General features: G+C 40.7%; 15 protein-coding genes. 2 read left to right on the plus strand and 13 right to left on the minus strand.

What is annotated here, in order from left to right; translation table 11 throughout:
• The coding region (locus tag AB685_RS21310; RefSeq protein ID WP_241773355.1) for a methyl-accepting chemotaxis protein at positions 1-1,912 on the plus strand (1,912 nt) is incomplete at its 5' end.
• 40 nt (positions 1,913-1,952) lie between these two features.
• On the opposite strand, the gene AB685_RS21315 is transcribed toward AB685_RS21310, so the two are convergent.
• From AB685_RS21315 to AB685_RS21355, 9 genes are all read right to left on the minus strand, one after another.
• On the minus strand, positions 1,953-2,417 hold the full coding sequence (locus tag AB685_RS21315) for a hypothetical protein (RefSeq protein WP_047972601.1): 465 nt from the start codon (positions 2,415-2,417) through the stop codon (positions 1,953-1,955).
• A 68-nt stretch (positions 2,418-2,485) separates the two neighbouring features.
• The gene (locus tag AB685_RS21320; protein WP_047972602.1) at positions 2,486-3,106 is read right to left on the minus strand and encodes a thymidine kinase; all 621 of its coding nucleotides are present in this window, start codon (positions 3,104-3,106) and stop codon (positions 2,486-2,488) included.
• A gap of 278 nt (positions 3,107-3,384) precedes the next feature.
• A complete protein-coding gene (locus AB685_RS21325; protein WP_047972603.1) occupies positions 3,385-3,630 on the minus strand; it encodes a type B 50S ribosomal protein L31 in 246 nt (81 codons plus the stop codon).
• Between the two features lie 178 nt (positions 3,631-3,808).
• A complete protein-coding gene (gene rho / locus AB685_RS21330; RefSeq protein ID WP_047972604.1) occupies positions 3,809-5,083 on the minus strand; it encodes a transcription termination factor Rho in 1,275 nt (424 codons plus the stop codon).
• A 228-nt stretch (positions 5,084-5,311) separates the two neighbouring features.
• Positions 5,312-6,277, minus strand: coding sequence for a class II fructose-bisphosphatase (gene glpX / locus AB685_RS21335; RefSeq protein ID WP_047972605.1), 966 nt, complete (start codon positions 6,275-6,277; stop codon positions 5,312-5,314).
• A gap of 23 nt (positions 6,278-6,300) precedes the next feature.
• Complete coding sequence (locus tag AB685_RS21340; protein ID WP_047972606.1) at positions 6,301-7,590, minus strand: UDP-N-acetylglucosamine 1-carboxyvinyltransferase; 1,290 nt, start codon at positions 7,588-7,590, stop codon at positions 6,301-6,303.
• 157 nt (positions 7,591-7,747) lie between these two features.
• Positions 7,748-8,386: a fructose-6-phosphate aldolase gene (gene fsa, locus AB685_RS21345; RefSeq protein WP_047972607.1), complete on the minus strand. Its 639-nt coding sequence runs from the start codon at positions 8,384-8,386 to the stop codon at positions 7,748-7,750.
• A 206-nt stretch (positions 8,387-8,592) separates the two neighbouring features.
• Entirely contained in the window at positions 8,593-9,456 is an 864-nt protein-coding gene (gene fba / locus AB685_RS21350; RefSeq protein WP_047972608.1) for a class II fructose-1,6-bisphosphate aldolase, read from the minus strand.
• 261 nt (positions 9,457-9,717) lie between these two features.
• Positions 9,718-10,080 (minus strand): response regulator, encoded by a 363-nt coding sequence (locus AB685_RS21355; protein ID WP_047972609.1) that lies wholly within the window; start codon positions 10,078-10,080, stop codon positions 9,718-9,720.
• Positions 10,081-10,355: 275 nt separating this feature from the next.
• Between AB685_RS21355 and AB685_RS21360 the strand changes: the two genes are divergently transcribed.
• A complete protein-coding gene (locus AB685_RS21360) occupies positions 10,356-10,874 on the plus strand; it encodes a DUF2529 domain-containing protein (protein WP_047972610.1) in 519 nt (172 codons plus the stop codon).
• 61 nt (positions 10,875-10,935) lie between these two features.
• Here the strand turns inward: AB685_RS21360 and AB685_RS21365 are convergent, their stop codons facing one another.
• The 4 genes from AB685_RS21365 to AB685_RS21380 all read right to left on the minus strand — a co-directional run.
• The gene (locus tag AB685_RS21365) at positions 10,936-12,534 is read right to left on the minus strand and encodes a CTP synthase (RefSeq protein ID WP_047972611.1); all 1,599 of its coding nucleotides are present in this window, start codon (positions 12,532-12,534) and stop codon (positions 10,936-10,938) included.
• A gap of 219 nt (positions 12,535-12,753) precedes the next feature.
• Positions 12,754-13,251 (minus strand): DNA-directed RNA polymerase subunit delta, encoded by a 498-nt coding sequence (rpoE, locus tag AB685_RS21370; RefSeq protein ID WP_347230876.1) that lies wholly within the window; start codon positions 13,249-13,251, stop codon positions 12,754-12,756.
• A 610-nt stretch (positions 13,252-13,861) separates the two neighbouring features.
• Positions 13,862-17,125, minus strand: a complete 3,264-nt coding sequence (icmF, locus tag AB685_RS21375; RefSeq protein ID WP_047972613.1) for a fused isobutyryl-CoA mutase/GTPase IcmF — start codon at positions 17,123-17,125, stop codon at positions 13,862-13,864.
• A gap of 13 nt (positions 17,126-17,138) precedes the next feature.
• A partial coding sequence (locus tag AB685_RS21380; RefSeq protein WP_047972614.1) for a TetR/AcrR family transcriptional regulator occupies positions 17,139-17,638 on the minus strand: 500 nt, incomplete at its 5' end.

The raw sequence follows: 17,638 nt of genomic DNA on the forward strand, positions 1-17,638 counted from the left end.
GTTTGGGACCCCATTCAACAAGCCGCAAGACGTCGTGGGTAAAGAGCCTTTAAAGGGCTCTTTTTTTATTTCGGTTTTATTTTCTAATAATTTCAAAAATAGTGCCGATATACTATATAATAAGTACTATACATTACAGTGGAAAGGAGATTTTGCAATTGTGATTAACAAAATAAGAAACATGAACATTCGCTCTAAGCTCGTCATCATTACTTTGCTTCTTCTTTTATTTCCAAGTTTAATCATTGGCATCACCAGTTATTTCACCTCGAAAAATAGCTTGGATGATGTCGGTGCAACTAAAATTCAAAATAGCGTCTACATGACAGCACAACTAATTGAAAGCGTTAATACCGAGGTTGAAAGTGGCGCTTTAACACTTGAAGATGCTCAGGAGCGGGTAAAGGAAGCATCTTTGGGAATTAGACAAGCTGATGGCACAAGACCGATTAACCGCAATATTGACCTTGGAGAAAATGGATATATTATTATCTATGATTTAAGTGGCACTCTCGTTTCTCACCCTAGCATCGAAGGAGAAAGTCTTTGGGATGTTCAAGATGTTGATGGACAATACTTCACACAGAACGCCATTGAAATCGCACAATCTGGGGGAGGTTTTACCAAGTATCAATGGGCCTTACCAAATGACCCAAGTACCGTCGAACCAAAAATTATGTATAACCAACTTGACCCTAATTGGAATTGGGTCATCTCAGGCGGTTCGTATATGAGTGATTTTAATAAAGAGGCTAATACTATTTTAATGAACATTCTAATTGTATTAAGTGTCTCCCTCATTATTGGAGGTCTAATTATTTATACGTTTACAAAACTATTCTCTGAACGGATTATTCGGGTTGACCAGCAAGTACAACAATTAGCTGAAGGCAACCTGACGATCAATGACATTGATCAAGGACATCATGATGAAATCGGAACTTTATCAAAGAATGTGAACATTATGTCAAAACGCTTAAGGGAAATGATCACCCATATTTCTGATACCTCAACCCAAGTAGCTGCTACTTCAGAACAATTAACGGCTAGTGCTGAGGAAACAAGTAGAGCCTCAGATCAAATTACAGAATCCATCCAAGCCGTGGCARCTGGTAGCGATGATCAAGCAGAAACCTCCTTACAAGCGAGGGAATCTGCAGCAGCTATTTTAGAAAGTATGAATTATATTGCAAAAGGTATAGAAGCGGCAAATGGCTCCGCAATAACATCTAAAAACAAGTCTGAATCAGGTCTTCAAGTCATTAGCCAAACCATTGATCAAATGAAAGTCATCGATGATAAGACCGACGATATTTCTATTGTTGTCCATAAGCTTGGGAGTAAATCCAATGAAATCGGAAATATTGTATCATTGATTACAGCAGTATCTGAACAAACGAACCTCCTTGCTTTAAACGCTGCGATTGAAGCAGCTAGGGCAGGTGAACATGGTCGCGGATTCGCTGTCGTTGCTGATGAAGTACGAAAGCTAGCTGAACAATCCAATCAATCAGCCAGTCAAATAAATCATTTAATCAGCGAAATCCAAAAAGATATCAAGCAATCGATTATTTCCATGGAAGCTGGTAAAGCTGCCGTTGGCGACGGAAGTGCCTTAGTTGATCAAGCCGGCGCTGAATTTGGAGGTATTTCAAGCTCCGTTACAGAAGTAACAAAGCAAGTTCAAGAAGTATCACACGCTGTTCAAGAGATAAAAGATGCCACACAAACAATGGCTCAAGCCATTGAAGCCGCTTCAGAAATTGCCGCTAGCTCCTCTGATTATTCTCAAAATGTTGCAGCTTCAGCTGAAGAACAAAATGCAACCATGCAAGAAATTACAGCAGCATCAAATGTCCTTTCAAGTATGGCTGAAAACCTACAACATTCTGTTAAGCAATTTAAGCTTTAGTAAGACCTCAAAAAAACACCCGCAAGCGCGGGTGTTTCCATTAACTTTCTTTTAAATGAATTTCATACCTAGGAACTTCAAGCAAGAATGTTCGTTTCAACTTGTCGAGCTCCGTTTGTTTGTTCGTTTGGTCAAACTCCTGTGGAACATGAACGGTTACCCAAGCGTTATGCCCGGCAATCATCACAGAACCCGGATTAAATGGTGATTCATTTGCAACGATTCGCTTCATAAGAGCTTGATCGTCCCCTAAGTCCTGATGATAGTTATTCGCAGAGCGATAACTACCCCCAGTGGTGTTTACTTCTGCCATTTGACTCTTCATAGCAGAGTGACGAATCGAACCATAATTAATTGGCCCCGGTCCAAGTAAACCATATGTTACTTGTTCAGGAGAAATCCGATGGTTATCATTCAGCGCTTGAACATCAGGAGTATCCGGATCGTTACACCCTGTTACTAAGAACGTCCCAACCAATAACCCAACTAACCATTTTTTCCTCATTGTGAGCACCTCCTGCAGCAGGTGACGCTGCATGATTAGGTTACCCAATAAAGACGCCTTACACGTTGTTAGATTTGACCATGTTTAACAGGTACATTCGGTAAGCGTGACGGCTTATTTGGTACTTCATGACATGTGCGGCAGCGTGGCTCATAAGCTTCAGAAGCGCCTACTAAAATAATTGGATCTGTATAAGAAGCAGGCTTTCCGTCAATTAATCGCTGTGTTCTGCTTGCTGGCGTTCCGCAGACTGGGCAAACCGCTTGAAGTTTTGTAACTTCTTCTGCCAAAGCCATAAGTGGCATAATCGGTCCAAACGGTTCTCCTCTGAAATCCTGATCAAGGCCTGCACAAATGACACGAATCCCACGATTGGCAAGCTCATCAGCAACTGCCACAATCCCCTCATCGAAGAATTGAACTTCATCTACTGCAACGACTTGCGTCTCGGGATTTACGTGCTCAAGAATATCAACGGAAGTGCGTACCGGCATAGCACACACCTTTGTTCCATTATGGGAAACAACCTCTTCCTCACTGTAGCGATTATCAATTACTGGCTTAAATACTTGTACTTTAAGTTTCCCAAAGCTCACCCGACGTACTCGACGAATTAGCTCTTCTGATTTTCCTGAGAACATACTTCCACAAATTACTTCTAAACGACCTTCATGCCCCGTCACACCCATATTCATTCCCCACCTTACAACAAATAATAAAAATGCTTAGCCCAAAGTAATGACCATCTTTGTTCATAGCATTTCAACCTTTTCATTTCAGAACTTTGCTTTTCAATCTTAGCATCTCAATTTATCTCAACATTCATTTTGACATGTATTGGGTTGTACTCATTCTAGCTTAATCTTGCAAAATACTGCCTATTTCAGTCAATAAATGCACGGCTGTGCACGCATCGGTGCAAAAAAAACAGGCAAGTGCAGTGCGCTTGCCTGTTCGCATATCCAGTTTACTTCATGTTGTATTTCTTCTTGAAACGATCAACACGTCCACCAACATCGTTAAGCTTCTGCTTACCAGTGTAGAATGGGTGCGAATCTGAACTGATCTCAACTTTTAGAAGCGGGTATGTGTTACCATCTTCCCACTCGATTGTTTCAGCAGAACCTTTAGTAGAACCGCTTAGAAACTTAAAACCAGTACTTGTATCCATGAAAACCACTTTTTGATATTCTGGGTGAATACCTTGTCTCATTGCTTTCATCTCCTTCCGCCCTGAATCTTTTCGAAACAGAGTTATCTAATCACACATGACGAAATTATAACAAGCTAAGCTTCCTTTTGCAACTGTATTTTACATCTATTTAAAAGGTATGAAGATGTACATGCATACTAATCGCTTCATGGCCGTTTTTCGAGGAATAACTTTTACATTATTTTCTTCGGCTTGTCCCGCTCATATCTTTTTCCATTTCACTAAAGAAATCAGCATTTGTCTTCGTGTTTTTCACTCGACGAATGAATTGATCGACAAAGTCATGCGATTCATTCATTGTCTTGCGAATCGCCCATAACTTATCTAACTGATCTTTTGGCAAAAGAAGTTCTTCTTTACGCGTACCAGAACGACGAATATCGATTGCTGGGAAGATACGGCGTTCAGCCAATTTACGATCAAGATGAAGCTCCATATTACCGGTTCCCTTGAACTCTTCATAGATAACATCATCCATACGTGAACCCGTCTCTACAAGAGCTGTTGCAAGGATCGTCAGACTTCCACCTTCTTCAATATTACGCGCTGCACCGAAAAAACGCTTAGGACGGTGGAATGCTGCTGGGTCAATACCACCTGATAATGTACGTCCACTTGGTGGGATGACTAAGTTATAAGCACGCGCAAGACGTGTAATACTATCCATTAAAATAACGACATCTTTGCGATGCTCGACTAATCTCATTGCGCGTTCAAGCACAAGTTCAGCTACTTTAATATGATTTTCTGGCACTTCATCAAACGTAGAACTGACAACTTCCCCTTTTACTGAACGTTCAATATCTGTTACTTCCTCAGGACGCTCATCAATTAAGAGCACGATTAATTCAACATCAGGGTGATTTTCAGCAATGCTGTTCGCTACTTCCTTCATTAAAGAGGTCTTACCAGCTTTTGGAGGGGCTACAATGAGGCCACGTTGACCAAATCCTACTGGGGAAATCATATTAATAATTCTAGATGAAACTCTTCCTGGGGCAGTTTCGAGCTCAATTTTTTGTTCAGGGTATAAAGGTGTTAAGGCAGGAAAGTGAGGGCGTTCCTTTGATGTTTCAGGTGCATCACCGTTAACCGCTTCGACATGAAGTAGACCATGATAGCGCTCATTTTCTTTAGGAGGTCTTACTTTTCCTGATACTTTGTCTCCATTACGCAAATCAAAGCGTCGAATTTGCGAGGCAGAAATATAAATATCTTCTGAACTTGGCATGTAATTAATTGGTCTTAAAAAGCCAAATCCTTCTGTTTGAATAATTTCTAAAACGCCTTCCATAAACATAAGACCATCTTTTTCAGCTTGGCCTTTTAAAATCGCAAAAATAAGTTCGCGTTTTGTTAGTTTACTATAATAAGAGACTTTATATTGTTTGGCTAACTCATAAAGCTCTTTCAGCTTCATTTTTTCTAAATCGGCTATATTGACACTGCTCATTATTACACCACACTCTATTAATAGTTATATTACACCGGATCGATTATAGAATGATGAAGTAGTATAAGTAAAAGATCGGTCATATATTTAAACTCAGAATACTTGTATCATTGTACCCTAAAAAGCAAAAGTTATTCAAGCATCCAGTTTTTCCTACCTACTAGTTGTTAGGGAAAGTACTTAATAAATAATGAAAGCTAGACACATGTCTAGCTTTCATTATGATCATTATTTAATAACAAGACCGGGCTTCTTTTGCATGCTGTGAGTACCGTCTACAAAGCGAACTGTACCTGACTTGGCACGCATAACAATTGATTGGGTTGTCGCATTGGATCCTTTGTAATAGACACCTTTCAACAATTCACCGTCCGTTACCCCAGTCGCTGCAAAAATACAGTCATCTCCTTTTACAAGGTCATCCATTAGAAGAACCTTATTCGAGTCACTGATTCCCATCTTCTTGCAACGCTCAAGTTCAGCTTCGTCTTGAGGAAGAAGGCGCCCTTGTAACTCTCCGCCCAAGCATTTCAAACCAACAGCTGCTAGTACTCCCTCTGGTGCGCCGCCTGAACCAAGCAGAAGATCTACCCCAGTGTCATCAAACGCTGTGTTAACAGCAGCTGCAACATCACCATCTGGTAAGAGCTTAATACGTGCACCCGCTTCTCTTATTTCTTGGATAATTCTTTCATGACGAGTACGATTAAGGATCGTCACAACTAAATCCTCGATATCTTTATTCTTAGCGCGAGCAACGGCTTTTAAGTTATCAATAATCGGAGCATCAATATCAATTTGCCCCACTGATTCAGGACCCACTGCAATTTTATCCATGTACATATCTGGTGCATGTAAAAGATTGCCGTGGTCAGCAACAGCTAAAACAGCTAGTGCGTTCCACTGTCCTGAGGCAACGATATTTGTTCCTTCAAGTGGGTCTACTGCTACATCTACACGAGGACCATAGCCATTTCCTAGCTTTTCGCCAATATAGAGCATAGGCGCCTCGTCCATCTCCCCCTCACCAATAACAACCGTACCTTTCATTGGAATGGTATCAAACACATCTCGCATCGCTTCAGTAGCAGCGCGATCTGCTTCTTCTTTATTCCCGCGTCCCATCCAACGTCCAGAAGCTAATGCTGCCGCTTCTGTGACACGCACGAGCTCCATCGATAAACTTCTCTCCATCTAATCCCTCTCCCTTATTGCATCTAACTTTTAACTTGATCCAATTCATCTTCAGTTAATTTCTCTCGCCACAATTTAGCTCCTAAACCTAGAAGTTTCTTCTCTAAGTTTTCATAACCACGATCAACATGTTCAAGCCCTGAGAGTTCTGTGACACCATCGGCAATTAATCCAGCTACTACTAATGCCGCTCCAGCACGTAAGTCACTTGCGCGTACTTTCGCACCTTGAAGAGGCGTTTTCCCGTTAATAATCGCAGAACGTCCTTCAACTTTTACATTAGCTCCCATTCTTCTTAACTCATCAATATGTTTAAAACGGGCATTATAAATAGTATCGGTTACAATGCTCGTACCACTTGCTTGTGTGAGAAGCGTCGTGAATGGTTGCTGCAAGTCCGTTGGGAAACCAGGATATACTAGAGTCTTAACGTCTACCCCTTTTTTCTCGCCGGTATTATGGATCAATACTTGATCGTCGTTTGCCTCCACGGTTACGCCCATTTCGCGCAATTTTGCGATAAGAGAATCTACGTGATAAGGAATAACATTGTCAATGATCACTTTTTGACCAATTGCTGCTGCTAATATCATATAAGTACCAGCTTCAATCCGATCGGGGATAATCGAATGACGACACCCTTTAAGGGAATCCACGCCATCAATTCGAATCACGTTCGTACCTGCCCCTTTAATCTTGGCACCCATGCTTGTTAGCAACGTTGCAACATCAATGATCTCAGGTTCCTTAGCGGCATTTTCGATAATCGTTTGACCTTTTGCACGCACAGCAGCAAGCATAATGTTAATGGTTGCTCCTACACTGACAACATCTAAATAAATACGAGCTCCACGAAGTTCGTCTGCACGCAAATAGATCGCACCTTGCTCATTTGTCACACGAGCCCCAAGCGCTTCAAAGCCTTTAATATGTTGGTCTATCGGACGAGGCCCTAAGTTACACCCACCCGGAAGTCCAATGACGGCTTTATTAAATTTTCCAAGCATTGCTCCCATTAAATAATAGGAAGCACGTAATTTCTTTACTTTTCCGTTTGGCAAAGGCATAGCGATCATCTCTGATGGATCAATTTTAATTTCTTGATCTGCAAGAGATAACTCAACCTCGCCTCCTATTTCCCTTAGTAGATCAGCTAATAATTGGACATCTGAAATACCAGGTAAATTATCAATAGTAACCGGAGAGTCTGCTAAAATAGCTGCCGGAATTAACGCGACTGCACTGTTTTTGGCTCCACTAATTTGTACGGTACCCTCTAGTGGATGACCGCCTTCAATCATTAATTTTTCCATAACCGCATCCCTTCTAACCATGCTCATGATTAATAGATATACGTCTTATAACGTTTGTATCCATTATACCCAAAGAGAGAAAAAAGTAACGGTGAGAGTTGTCACTATTGAACGATTCTCACCGTTTCTTGTCGCCAAAACGCCCTGCCCTTTTGGCTTAGCGATTATTCCAATCTGCAAGGAATTTTTCAATTCCTTGATCTGTTAATGGGTGCTTTGCTAATTGTTGAATGACTTTAAATGGGATCGTCGCAATATGTGCCCCACGTGCTGCTGATTCTGTTACATGAACCGGATGACGCACAGATGCCGCAATAATTTCTGTCGGAATCTCGTGTACATCGAAAATATCCGCAATCTGTGAAATTAACGCAAGACCATCTTGACCGATATCATCTAGTCTACCAAGGAACGGAGACACATACGTTGCACCTGCACGAGCTGCAAGTAGAGCTTGTACAGCGGAAAACACCAGTGTTACGTTTGTTTTAATATTTAACTCAGAGAACGCATGGACTGCCTTAAGCCCTTCTGTGGTCATTGGAACCTTCACTGTAATATTCGGGGCAATTGCAGCAAGTTCCTTCCCCTCTTTAATCATGCCTTCTGCATCAAGGGCAATTACTTCTGCACTAACAGATTCAGATACGATATCAGTAATTTCACGCAGACGATCGTGAAAATCAACACCTTCTTTTGCAACAAGTGAAGGATTAGTTGTCACACCTGCTAAAATACCAAGCTCTTTTGCTTCACGAATTTCATCTATGTTTGCCGTATCAATAAAAAATTTCATGCTCATCACCTCAAGGATTTTAGAATATACGTTTTGAAAACGCTATTAGAATTACTTATCTGACTTGTAATCGCTTACTCATTATAGTAAAAAAATATTGGTTCGAAAATAATATCGTTGAATTATGCCAGTTTTTGACGAAAACACTCGTAAAATGACGTTAAAAGCAGCTCAAGTGAACTGCTTTTAACGAATTCTTACTATAATTATGCTTTGTTTGAAGAACCAAATTCACGCATTTTGCCTTGAACTGTTTCTTTGATCGCTTCACGAGCTGGACCTAAGAATTTACGTGGATCGTATTCATTAGGCTTAGCAGCAAGCGTTTCGCGAATAGCTTTTGCAGAAGAGATTTGGCTTTCTGTATTTACATTGATTTTAGCATGTCCAAATTCAATCGCTTTTTGGATATCTTTTGTTGGGATACCTGTTCCACCGTGAAGCACAAGTGGAATTCCAACTAGACCATCGATTTCTTTCATGTGATCGAAACCAAGGTTAGGCTCACCTTTGTAAGGGCCATGTACTGAACCTAGTGCTGGTGCAAAACAATCAACACCAGTTGCTTCAACTAGCTCTTTACACTCAGCTGGAATCGCATAAGCTGCTTCTGCATCATCAACGATTAGATCATCTTCTTGTCCACCAATGCGGCCAAGCTCAGCTTCTACAGAAACTCCAAGAGCATGGGCAACAGCAACAACACGTTTAGTAAGCGCGATGTTTTCTTCTAGTGGGTAGTGAGAACCATCAATCATTACTGATGTAAATCCTGCATGGATCGCTTCAACACATTTTTCGAAGCTTGAACCGTGATCTAAGTGAATCGCTACAGGAACCGTCACTTTGTACTCTTCCATAAGTGATTCAACCATTTTTACAACTGTTTTGAAACCACCCATGTAACGAGCAGCACCTTCAGAAACACCACAAATTACTGGTGAGTTTTCCTCTTGAGCAGCTTGTAGGATTGCTTGAGTGAACTCAAGGTTATTCAAGTTAAATTGGCCAACAGCGTAGCCTTCCGCCTTTGCTTTGTTAAGCATGTCTTTCATTGAAACTAAAGGCATCGTACATCCTCCTTTATGTGTGAGCATTCATAGATATCTGTCGTCCGCTAAGCGAGCAAGCATACTATCGTATCCATTTAAAAAGATTCCCGAATAGATCAGTAAATATCCAACTATCTATATGTATGAGATCTTTTAAATCATTTCGCTCGATTAGTTTGAACGTGTCCATTATAGCATACTCTCTTAGAAATACACCCTTTTGCAGAGGAGAAACGACAAGTTTTTTAAAGTAAACGCTTCCTTTTAGTTATCTCGTGTTTATGTGGTAACTATGTGGTCTTTGATCACTTTTCTCACGTCATCAATGTCAAATGGTTTAGCAAAGTGAGTAATCGCTCCAAGTTGCATCGCCTCATTGATTAAGTTTAATTCTCCGTATGCCGTCATCATAATCACTTGAATTTCTTCATGCTTTTCTTTAATGCGACGTAAAATTTCAAGACCATCCATTCCTGGAATCTTCATATCTAATAGAACTAAATCAGGAGAGTCCTCTTCCACAACTTTTAAAGCTTGCACTCCATTAGCTGCTTGATACAATTGATAACCATCCTTTTGTAGGATTTCCGTTAATAAAACTCGAATACCATACTGATCGTCTACTACTAAAACCTTATGCATAGCCATCCTCCTTTAACTTTTAACACCTAAAACTCACAACATTTTTTACCTCACAATAAAATGACTCATTCACTTWAAATGAGTCGCTACTCTACCGTATCCATGTACTATTTCTAGCAACTATGTCTTAATTCCTGCAAAAGAGCTAACATCTTACAAATTATTATCCGACAAAGTTCTCGAACGTTGTCGATTTAAGTGTTTCTTCCCTTTTTTCTTTGAAATGGTTACGCTATAATGCACGTAGACTTTCATGAGGAAAAGGAGTTACCAAGATGATCCCCATTTTCACCACTCAATTAATGGGCCGTWTCAAGGCCGTACGCGAAAAAGAAGAAGAATTTGAAGATGCCGCTCGCCTGATGGCACAAGCACTTGTTGGCGATGGCACTGTTTATGTATACGGAACACGTGAACTTCGCGGTATTACTAGCGAAGTAGAATATGGAACAGACCGAGATGAATCCATTAAGGCTCTCACTCAAGAAAATTTGAACGAACTCACTACCGCTGATCGCGTGATGCTTTTTTCACCCTTCACTAATGATGATGAAGCATGTCGCTTAGCAACGAAATTACATGTACAAGGCGTCCCTTTTGCTGCGATTTCAAATTTCTATGATGAGCAAGATGCAGCCTATTCCCTAGCTGATGTCCATATTGATTTTGAAAGTGATATTGGACTCGTCCCGGATGAAGAAGGCAAACGTAGTGGTTACCCAACTTCTATTATAGGACTCTATACTTATTTTTGCTTGCTTTTAACCATAAAAGAAATCATGAGTGAGTATTAATTAGCTTTTCTATACTAAAAAAAAGGTTTGCCCTCCAATTTAGGCAAACCTTTTTTATTTATTATTTTTTTAATGATGCGCCAATAAAGTCACGGAATAGAGGTTGTGGGCGTGTTGGGCGAGAAACGAATTCTGGATGGAACTGAGAAGCGATGAAGTATGGGTGATCATTAAGCTCGACGATCTCCACTAAACGACCATCTGGGCTTGTCCCAGAGAACGTAAATCCTGCTTTCTCMATTTGCTCACGGTATTCGTTGTTGAACTCGTAACGATGACGATGACGCTCGTATACGACTTGCTCACCATATGCCGCTTGAGCCAATGAACCATCGATAAGCTTACAAGGGTATAGGCCAAGACGTAGTGTACCGCCAAGATCTTCAATATCTTTTTGCTCAGGAAGAAGGTCAATGATCGGGTATGGAGTTGCTGGGTTTAATTCAGCTGAGTTTGCTCCTTCAAGACCAAGTACGTGACGAGCAAATTCAACGGTTGCTAGCTGCATACCTAAGCAAATCCCAAGGAAAGGAACATATTTTTCACGTGCATATTTAATAGCTGAAATTTTCCCTTCAATTCCACGATCACCAAATCCACCAGGTACTAAAATACCATCTGCATCTTGRAGAAGGCTCTCTACGTTTTCATCTGTTACTTTTTCAGCATCAATCCATTCAATTTCAAGGTCTGCATCAAATGCATAGCCTGCATGGCGAAGTGCTTCTGCTACTGATAAATATGCATCTGGTAAGGCAACATATTTACCAACAAGAGCAATTTTCACTTTATTTGATAAGTTTTGTACCTTCTCAACAAGAGCTGTCCACTCTGTMATTTCCGCTTCTTTTGTAGAAAGCTTTAAGTGGTCACAAACGATTTGATCAAAGTTTTGCGCTTGAAGCTCAAGTGGTACTTGATAAAGTGTTTCCGCATCACGCGCTTCGATGACTGCATCTTTATGAATATCACAGAACAATGCAATCTTTTCTTTCATATCTTGTGGTACTGGTCTTTCTGTACGAACAACAATGACATTTGGTTGAATACCAAGGCTACGTAATTCTTTTACGCTATGTTGCGTTGGTTTTGATTTCATCTCACCTGCAGCAGCAAGATATGGGATTAATGTACAGTGAACGTACATGACATTATCCATCCCGATGTCACTCTTAATTTGGCGGATCGCTTCTAGGAAAGGCAAACTCTCGATATCACCAACTGTTCCACCGATCTCTGTAATGACAACATCTGCATTCGTTTCGCGACCTGCACGGAAAACACGTTCTTTAATTTCATTTGTTACGTGAGGGATAACTTGAACCGTTCCACCAAGATAATCGCCGCGACGCTCTTTTTTCAGAACAGTAGAGTAGATTTTACCTGTTGTAACATTGCTGTTTTGGCTTAAGTTAATATCAATAAAACGCTCATAGTGACCTAAATCAAGATCCGTTTCAGCTCCATCGTCTGTTACGAATACCTCCCCATGTTGATATGGGCTCATTGTCCCTGGGTCAACGTTGATATATGGGTCAAATTTTTGAATCGTCACCTTTAACCCGCGGTTTTTTAATAGACGTCCTAATGAAGCTGCTGTAATCCCTTTACCAAGTGATGACACTACGCCACCTGTAACAAAAATATACTTAGTTGCCATGCGATCGACTCCTCTACTTTTCATCCAAAATGTATTTTCCCCTAAAATGGTCAATAAAATAAAAAAAAACAAAAGCGACAGCTCACCCTAGAAAGGGGGCGCACTTTTGTTTTGGTCATAGTAATATGCATTAGCTTTTAATAAAGCCCAAAAATGATTCTACATAGTTCAGACAAAGAAGTCAAGTCTCTCTTAAATAGACTGAAAACGCAATTAACGTTATTCTTCTTCTTCTTCTAAGTCATCCTCACTATCGTCATCGTCAAATCCATCAAGATCATCTTTTTCAGTGAAGGTATCATCTGCATCATCTTCTTCATCTGCATCTTCTTCATTGGAGATCTCGTCCAACTCATCTTCAAGATCTTCAAATTCATCGTCGAAGCCGTCGAACCCATCTACCATGAGATCGTCCTCTTCTTCTTTAGCAGTCTTTTTACGAGGGTTTACTGGTGCAGTAATTTCCTCTTCAGACTGTTCGTGTGGGTACCAGCTTTTTAGTCCCCAGTTGTTATCACCAAGCGTTAAGAAACGTCCATCAATGTTTAAGTCCGTATACAAAAATGAAATACGTTCATTCACATCTTTTTTAGTCATTTGCTTGATTTGAACAATTTCTTTAACTAAATCATTAAAGTTATAAGGTTTACGCTTTTCTTTCATTAAAGCATACGTTACTTCAATCATTGAAAGCTCTTGTAACTCATCCTTTTTCATCTCTTTTAGGTTCAACGTACACACGTCCTTTCAGCATTCTTGCATCTATTGCATATTAAATATTTGGCATAAAGTACATACCTTTCATTATAAACACATTTCATATAAATATGCTAGATTGTAGACGAAAAAGAATTTGAGACAAATTGATCAATTTACTAGAGAAGCGATGCACAAAAAGAGGCCGGGACAATAGTGATTTAACTAAATGAAAATCCAACATAATGATAGATGTAGATATAAGCCGTTCTTGAAATAGACTTCGCTTTCCGCAGGAAGCCGGTGAGCCTCCTCGTGCTATCGCACTGCGGGGTCTCACCTTTGGCTTTATCATTCTGCAGGAGTCTACGTCTATTTCATCCACTCATTCATCGTTTTGTTCGGAATTTCAGTTAACTACTTTTGTTATGTCCTAGCCTCTTTTTGATGAGATGATTCTGGCCCCTTATTTTTCCGCATGCCAGATCAGTCGCCTCAGCATTTCATATTGTCTAGCCTCGGCTCCTTGCCCTGCGGGAAAAAACGGTGCATCGATTGAAGTCAAAAAGCGACTTCAAATCGCTCCCCCTTATTTTTCCGCATGCCAAATCAGTCGCCTCAGCATTTCATACTACATATTCCTTCTATATTGTCCGCCTACTTGGTAGAGGGCGCCTGTGATTTGGCCTAGGCTGGCTACTTTGACGGTTTCGATTAATTCTTCGAAGATGTTACCGCCAGTGACTGCCGTTTCTTGTAGTCGTTTAAGTGCCACAGCTGTTTTATCTTGATGCTTTTCTTGGAAGGCACGTAGATTTGTGATTTGTTGCTCTTTTTCTTCTTTTGTTGCACGTGCAAGCTCCATGGTGAACTCTTCTTCTGAGTTATCGTTCGGGTTCATGTATGTGTTAACGCCGATGATCGGAAGCTCCCCTGTGTGTTTCTTCATTTCATAGTGCATGGACTCTTCTTGGATCTTGCTGCGTTGGTACTGTGTTTCCATCGCTCCTAGTACACCGCCGCGATCATTAATTCGCTCTAATTCTTGAAGAACAGCTTCTTCTACTAAATCTGTTAATTGCTCAATGATGTATGAGCCTTGTAGAGAATTTTCGTTCTTCGCTAGGCCAAGCTCTTTAGTAATAATCATTTGAATCGCCATTGCACGTCGGACTGATTGCTCAGTCGGTGTGGTGATCGCTTCATCAAATGCATTAGTGTGAAGTGAATTACAGTTATCATAGATCGCCATAAGCGCTTGAAGCGTCGTACGAATATCATTAAAGTCAATTTCCTGTGCATGAAGCGAACGGCCTGATGTTTGAACGTGGTATTTCAACTTTTGGCTGCGCTCATTTGCTTCATACTTATTCTTCATCACTGTTGACCAAATACGGCGTGCTACACGACCTATTACAGTGTATTCCGGGTCAAGTCCGTTACTGAAGAAGAATGATAGATTCGGCGCAAACTTATTAATGTCCATGCCGCGGCTTAAATAATACTCTACGTATGTGAAACCATTTGCCAACGTGAAAGCTAGCTGACTAATTGGATTTGCCCCTGCTTCAGCAATATGGTAGCCAGAAATGGATACTGAATAGTAATTACGTACCTCATGGTCGATGAAATATTGTTGAATATCACCCATCATACGAAGCGCAAATTCTGTTGAGAAAATACACGTGTTTTGACCTTGATCCTCTTTTAAAATGTCCGCTTGTACAGTGCCACGAACAGTTGAAAGGGTACGGGCCTTAACTTCAGCATATTCTTGTTCGTTTGGCTCGCGTCCGTTTTCTTCTTTAAACTTCTTAATCTGCTGTTCGATCGYTGTATTCATAAACATCGCTAAAATGATTGGTGCCGGACCATTAATCGTCATCGATACCGATGTTGACGGAGCACATAGGTCAAAGCCATCATAAAGCTTTCTCATGTCTTCAAGCGTACAAATGCTCACTCCACTTTCTCCTACTTTTCCATAAATATCAGGACGGTAATCAGGGTCCTCACCATATAATGTGACGGAATCGAAGGCTGTACTTAAACGCTTTGCTTCATCATCTTTAGATAAGTAGTGGAAGCGACGGTTCGTACGTTCTGGTGTACCTTCCCCAGCAAATTGACGCTTAGGATCTTCTCCTTTACGTTTGAATGGGAATACACCTGCTGTATAAGGGAATGCTCCTGGTACATTCTCTTCCATTGACCAGCGTAAGATCTCGCCCCAGTCTTCAAACTTTGGAAGAGCGACTTTTGGAATCTTAATACCAGATAAACTTTCAGTCGTAAGCTCCGTTACGAGCTCTTTATCACGTACTTTCGTCACAAATGTATCTCCACTGTAAGATTCCTTCAGTGAATCCCAGTTATCAAGAATCGATTTACAAGCTGGGTGAAGCTTCTGCTCGAAGGATTCTTTTGTTTGCTCAAGTTGATTCAGAACGTCTTCACTCGCATTGCCATGGGCAAGAAGTGCTTCAATCGTTCCCGTTAACTGATAGATTTTACGTGCTACTTCAACCTGCTCATCCGTTAGCTTTTTATACTGCCTAACTGACAGTACAATGTCACGTAAATATTGTGTTTGCTCTGGTGGAATGATGACATTTTGCTTGATCACATCTTTACTTGTCTCAATCGACGTATCAAAACCCGTTCCACATTTCTCGTTTAATGTCTTCATAAGAGCGGCAAATAACGTGTTCGTTCCAATATCATTGAACTGACTTGCAATCGTTCCGTAAACAGGCATTTCTTCAGGTGCCTCTTCAAAACGAGTACGGCTGCGTTGATATTGCTTGCGTACGTGGCGAAGAGCATCCTCTGAGCCTTTGCGATCAAATTTATTAATGGCAATCACATCAGCAAAGTCAATCATGTCTATTTTCTCTAGCTGTGAAGGTGCTCCGTACTCACTTGTCATCACGTATAGAGATACATCTGAGACTTCCGTAATCTCAGCGTCTCCTTGACCAATTCCACTCGTTTCAACAATAACTAGATCATATCCAGCAGCCTTCGCTACATCAATCGCATCACGAATGCTATCAGAGATTTCTTTTCGAGAGTTACGTGTTGCTAGACTACGCATAAACACACGTGGGTTATGAATCGAGTTCATGCGAATACGGTCACCAAGTAGCGCCCCGCCTGTTTTTTGTTTTGTTGGGTCAACAGAAAGAATTGCAACTGTTTTGTCAGAAAATTCGTTCAAAAATCGACGCACGAGTTCATCAGTTAAGGAACTTTTCCCTGCCCCGCCTGTTCCTGTGATCCCAAGAACCGGTACTTCGTTTGTCATTTGTTTTAATTGCTCTAATGTGTCTTCAAGAGTAGCAGCCACTTCTTTTTTTGCTTCCGCATGGAGCTCTGCATAAGAAATACAACGTGCAACAGCACGAGCATTTTTTTCTTTAAGAGAAGTCAGTTCTTCTGATACTTGTTCAACCGTTGGGAAGTCACATTCTTTTAACATTTGATCGATCATGCCCTGCAAACCATGCTCACGGCCATCATCAGGTGAGAAAATACGTTGAATTCCGTACTCATGAAGCTCACGAATTTCTGGAGGTGTAATAACGCCACCGCCGCCACCATAAATGCGAATATGGCCAGCACCTTTTTCATTTAACAAATCATGGCAATATTTAAAGAATTCCACGTGTCCACCTTGATAAGAAGAAATCGCAATCCCTTGAACATCTTCTTGAATGGCAGCGTTTACAATCTCTTCAACAGAGCGGTTGTGCCCAAGATGAATAACCTCAGCACCACTCGCTTGCAAAATACGACGCATTATATTAATAGAAGCATCGTGACCATCAAATAAACTTGAAGCCGTCACGAAACGAACATGATTAGTTGGTTTATATGATTGCGTTGTTGACATCAAACTTCCTCCTTTATTTAGCAACCTTTGTGATCGGGGCAAGCAGCTGCTCGCTTTGAAGCTTTGTATATTGCTCTAATGTATACAGCTTGCGAATGGCCCAGCGTCGGAATGTCCACATATGTCCTTGCACTAAAATATTATGGCTCATCAGCTTAATTTCATCTTCACTTAGAGTTACATTGTAGTTCGTTACATAGTCACGAATAATGTCTTCAAACATCTCTGTCATTTCTACTTCTTTTTGCAATACATACATGAGYGCTTCTTTTGGAAGAGACTTAGCCTCTTGGTACATGACTAGTACTTCATCTTGTAAATGATCGATCACTCGAAAATAAGCTGCGATCGCTTTTTTTAGTCGATCAATTCCGACTGCTTTTGTATCAAGTTGTTGGACTAGTTGATCACGTACCTCTTCATAAATCGCATCACATACAAGGTAGAGTACATCTTCCTTTGAACCAATGTACTCATAAAGTGTTCCAATACTAAAGCCTGACTCTTTTGCAA

The organism is Bacillus sp. LL01 (assembly GCF_001037965.1).

What these genes read in the sequence shown, in the direction of transcription:
- AB685_RS21315 (WP_047972601.1), bottom strand. Translation starts at nt 2,417, where the DNA reads ATGAGGAAAAAATGGTTAGTTGGGTTATTGGTTGGGACGTTCTTAGTA.
- AB685_RS21320 (WP_047972602.1), bottom strand. Translation starts at nt 3,106, where the DNA reads ATGGGTGTGACGGGGCATGAAGGTCGTTTAGAAGTAATTTGTGGAAGT.
- AB685_RS21325 (WP_047972603.1), bottom strand. Translation starts at nt 3,630, where the DNA reads ATGAGACAAGGTATTCACCCAGAATATCAAAAAGTGGTTTTCATGGAT.
- rho (WP_047972604.1), bottom strand. Translation starts at nt 5,083, where the DNA reads ATGAGCAGTGTCAATATAGCCGATTTAGAAAAAATGAAGCTGAAAGAG.
- glpX (WP_047972605.1), bottom strand. Translation starts at nt 6,277, where the DNA reads ATGGAGAGAAGTTTATCGATGGAGCTCGTGCGTGTCACAGAAGCGGCA.
- AB685_RS21340 (WP_047972606.1), bottom strand. Translation starts at nt 7,590, where the DNA reads ATGGAAAAATTAATGATTGAAGGCGGTCATCCACTAGAGGGTACCGTA.
- fsa (WP_047972607.1), bottom strand. Translation starts at nt 8,386, where the DNA reads ATGAAATTTTTTATTGATACGGCAAACATAGATGAAATTCGTGAAGCA.
- fba (WP_047972608.1), bottom strand. Translation starts at nt 9,456, where the DNA reads ATGCCTTTAGTTTCAATGAAAGACATGCTTAACAAAGCAAAGGCGGAA.
- AB685_RS21355 (WP_047972609.1), bottom strand. Translation starts at nt 10,080, where the DNA reads ATGCATAAGGTTTTAGTAGTAGACGATCAGTATGGTATTCGAGTTTTA.
- rpoE (WP_347230876.1), bottom strand. Translation starts at nt 13,251, where the DNA reads ATGAAAAAGGATGAGTTACAAGAGCTTTCAATGATTGAAGTAACGTAT.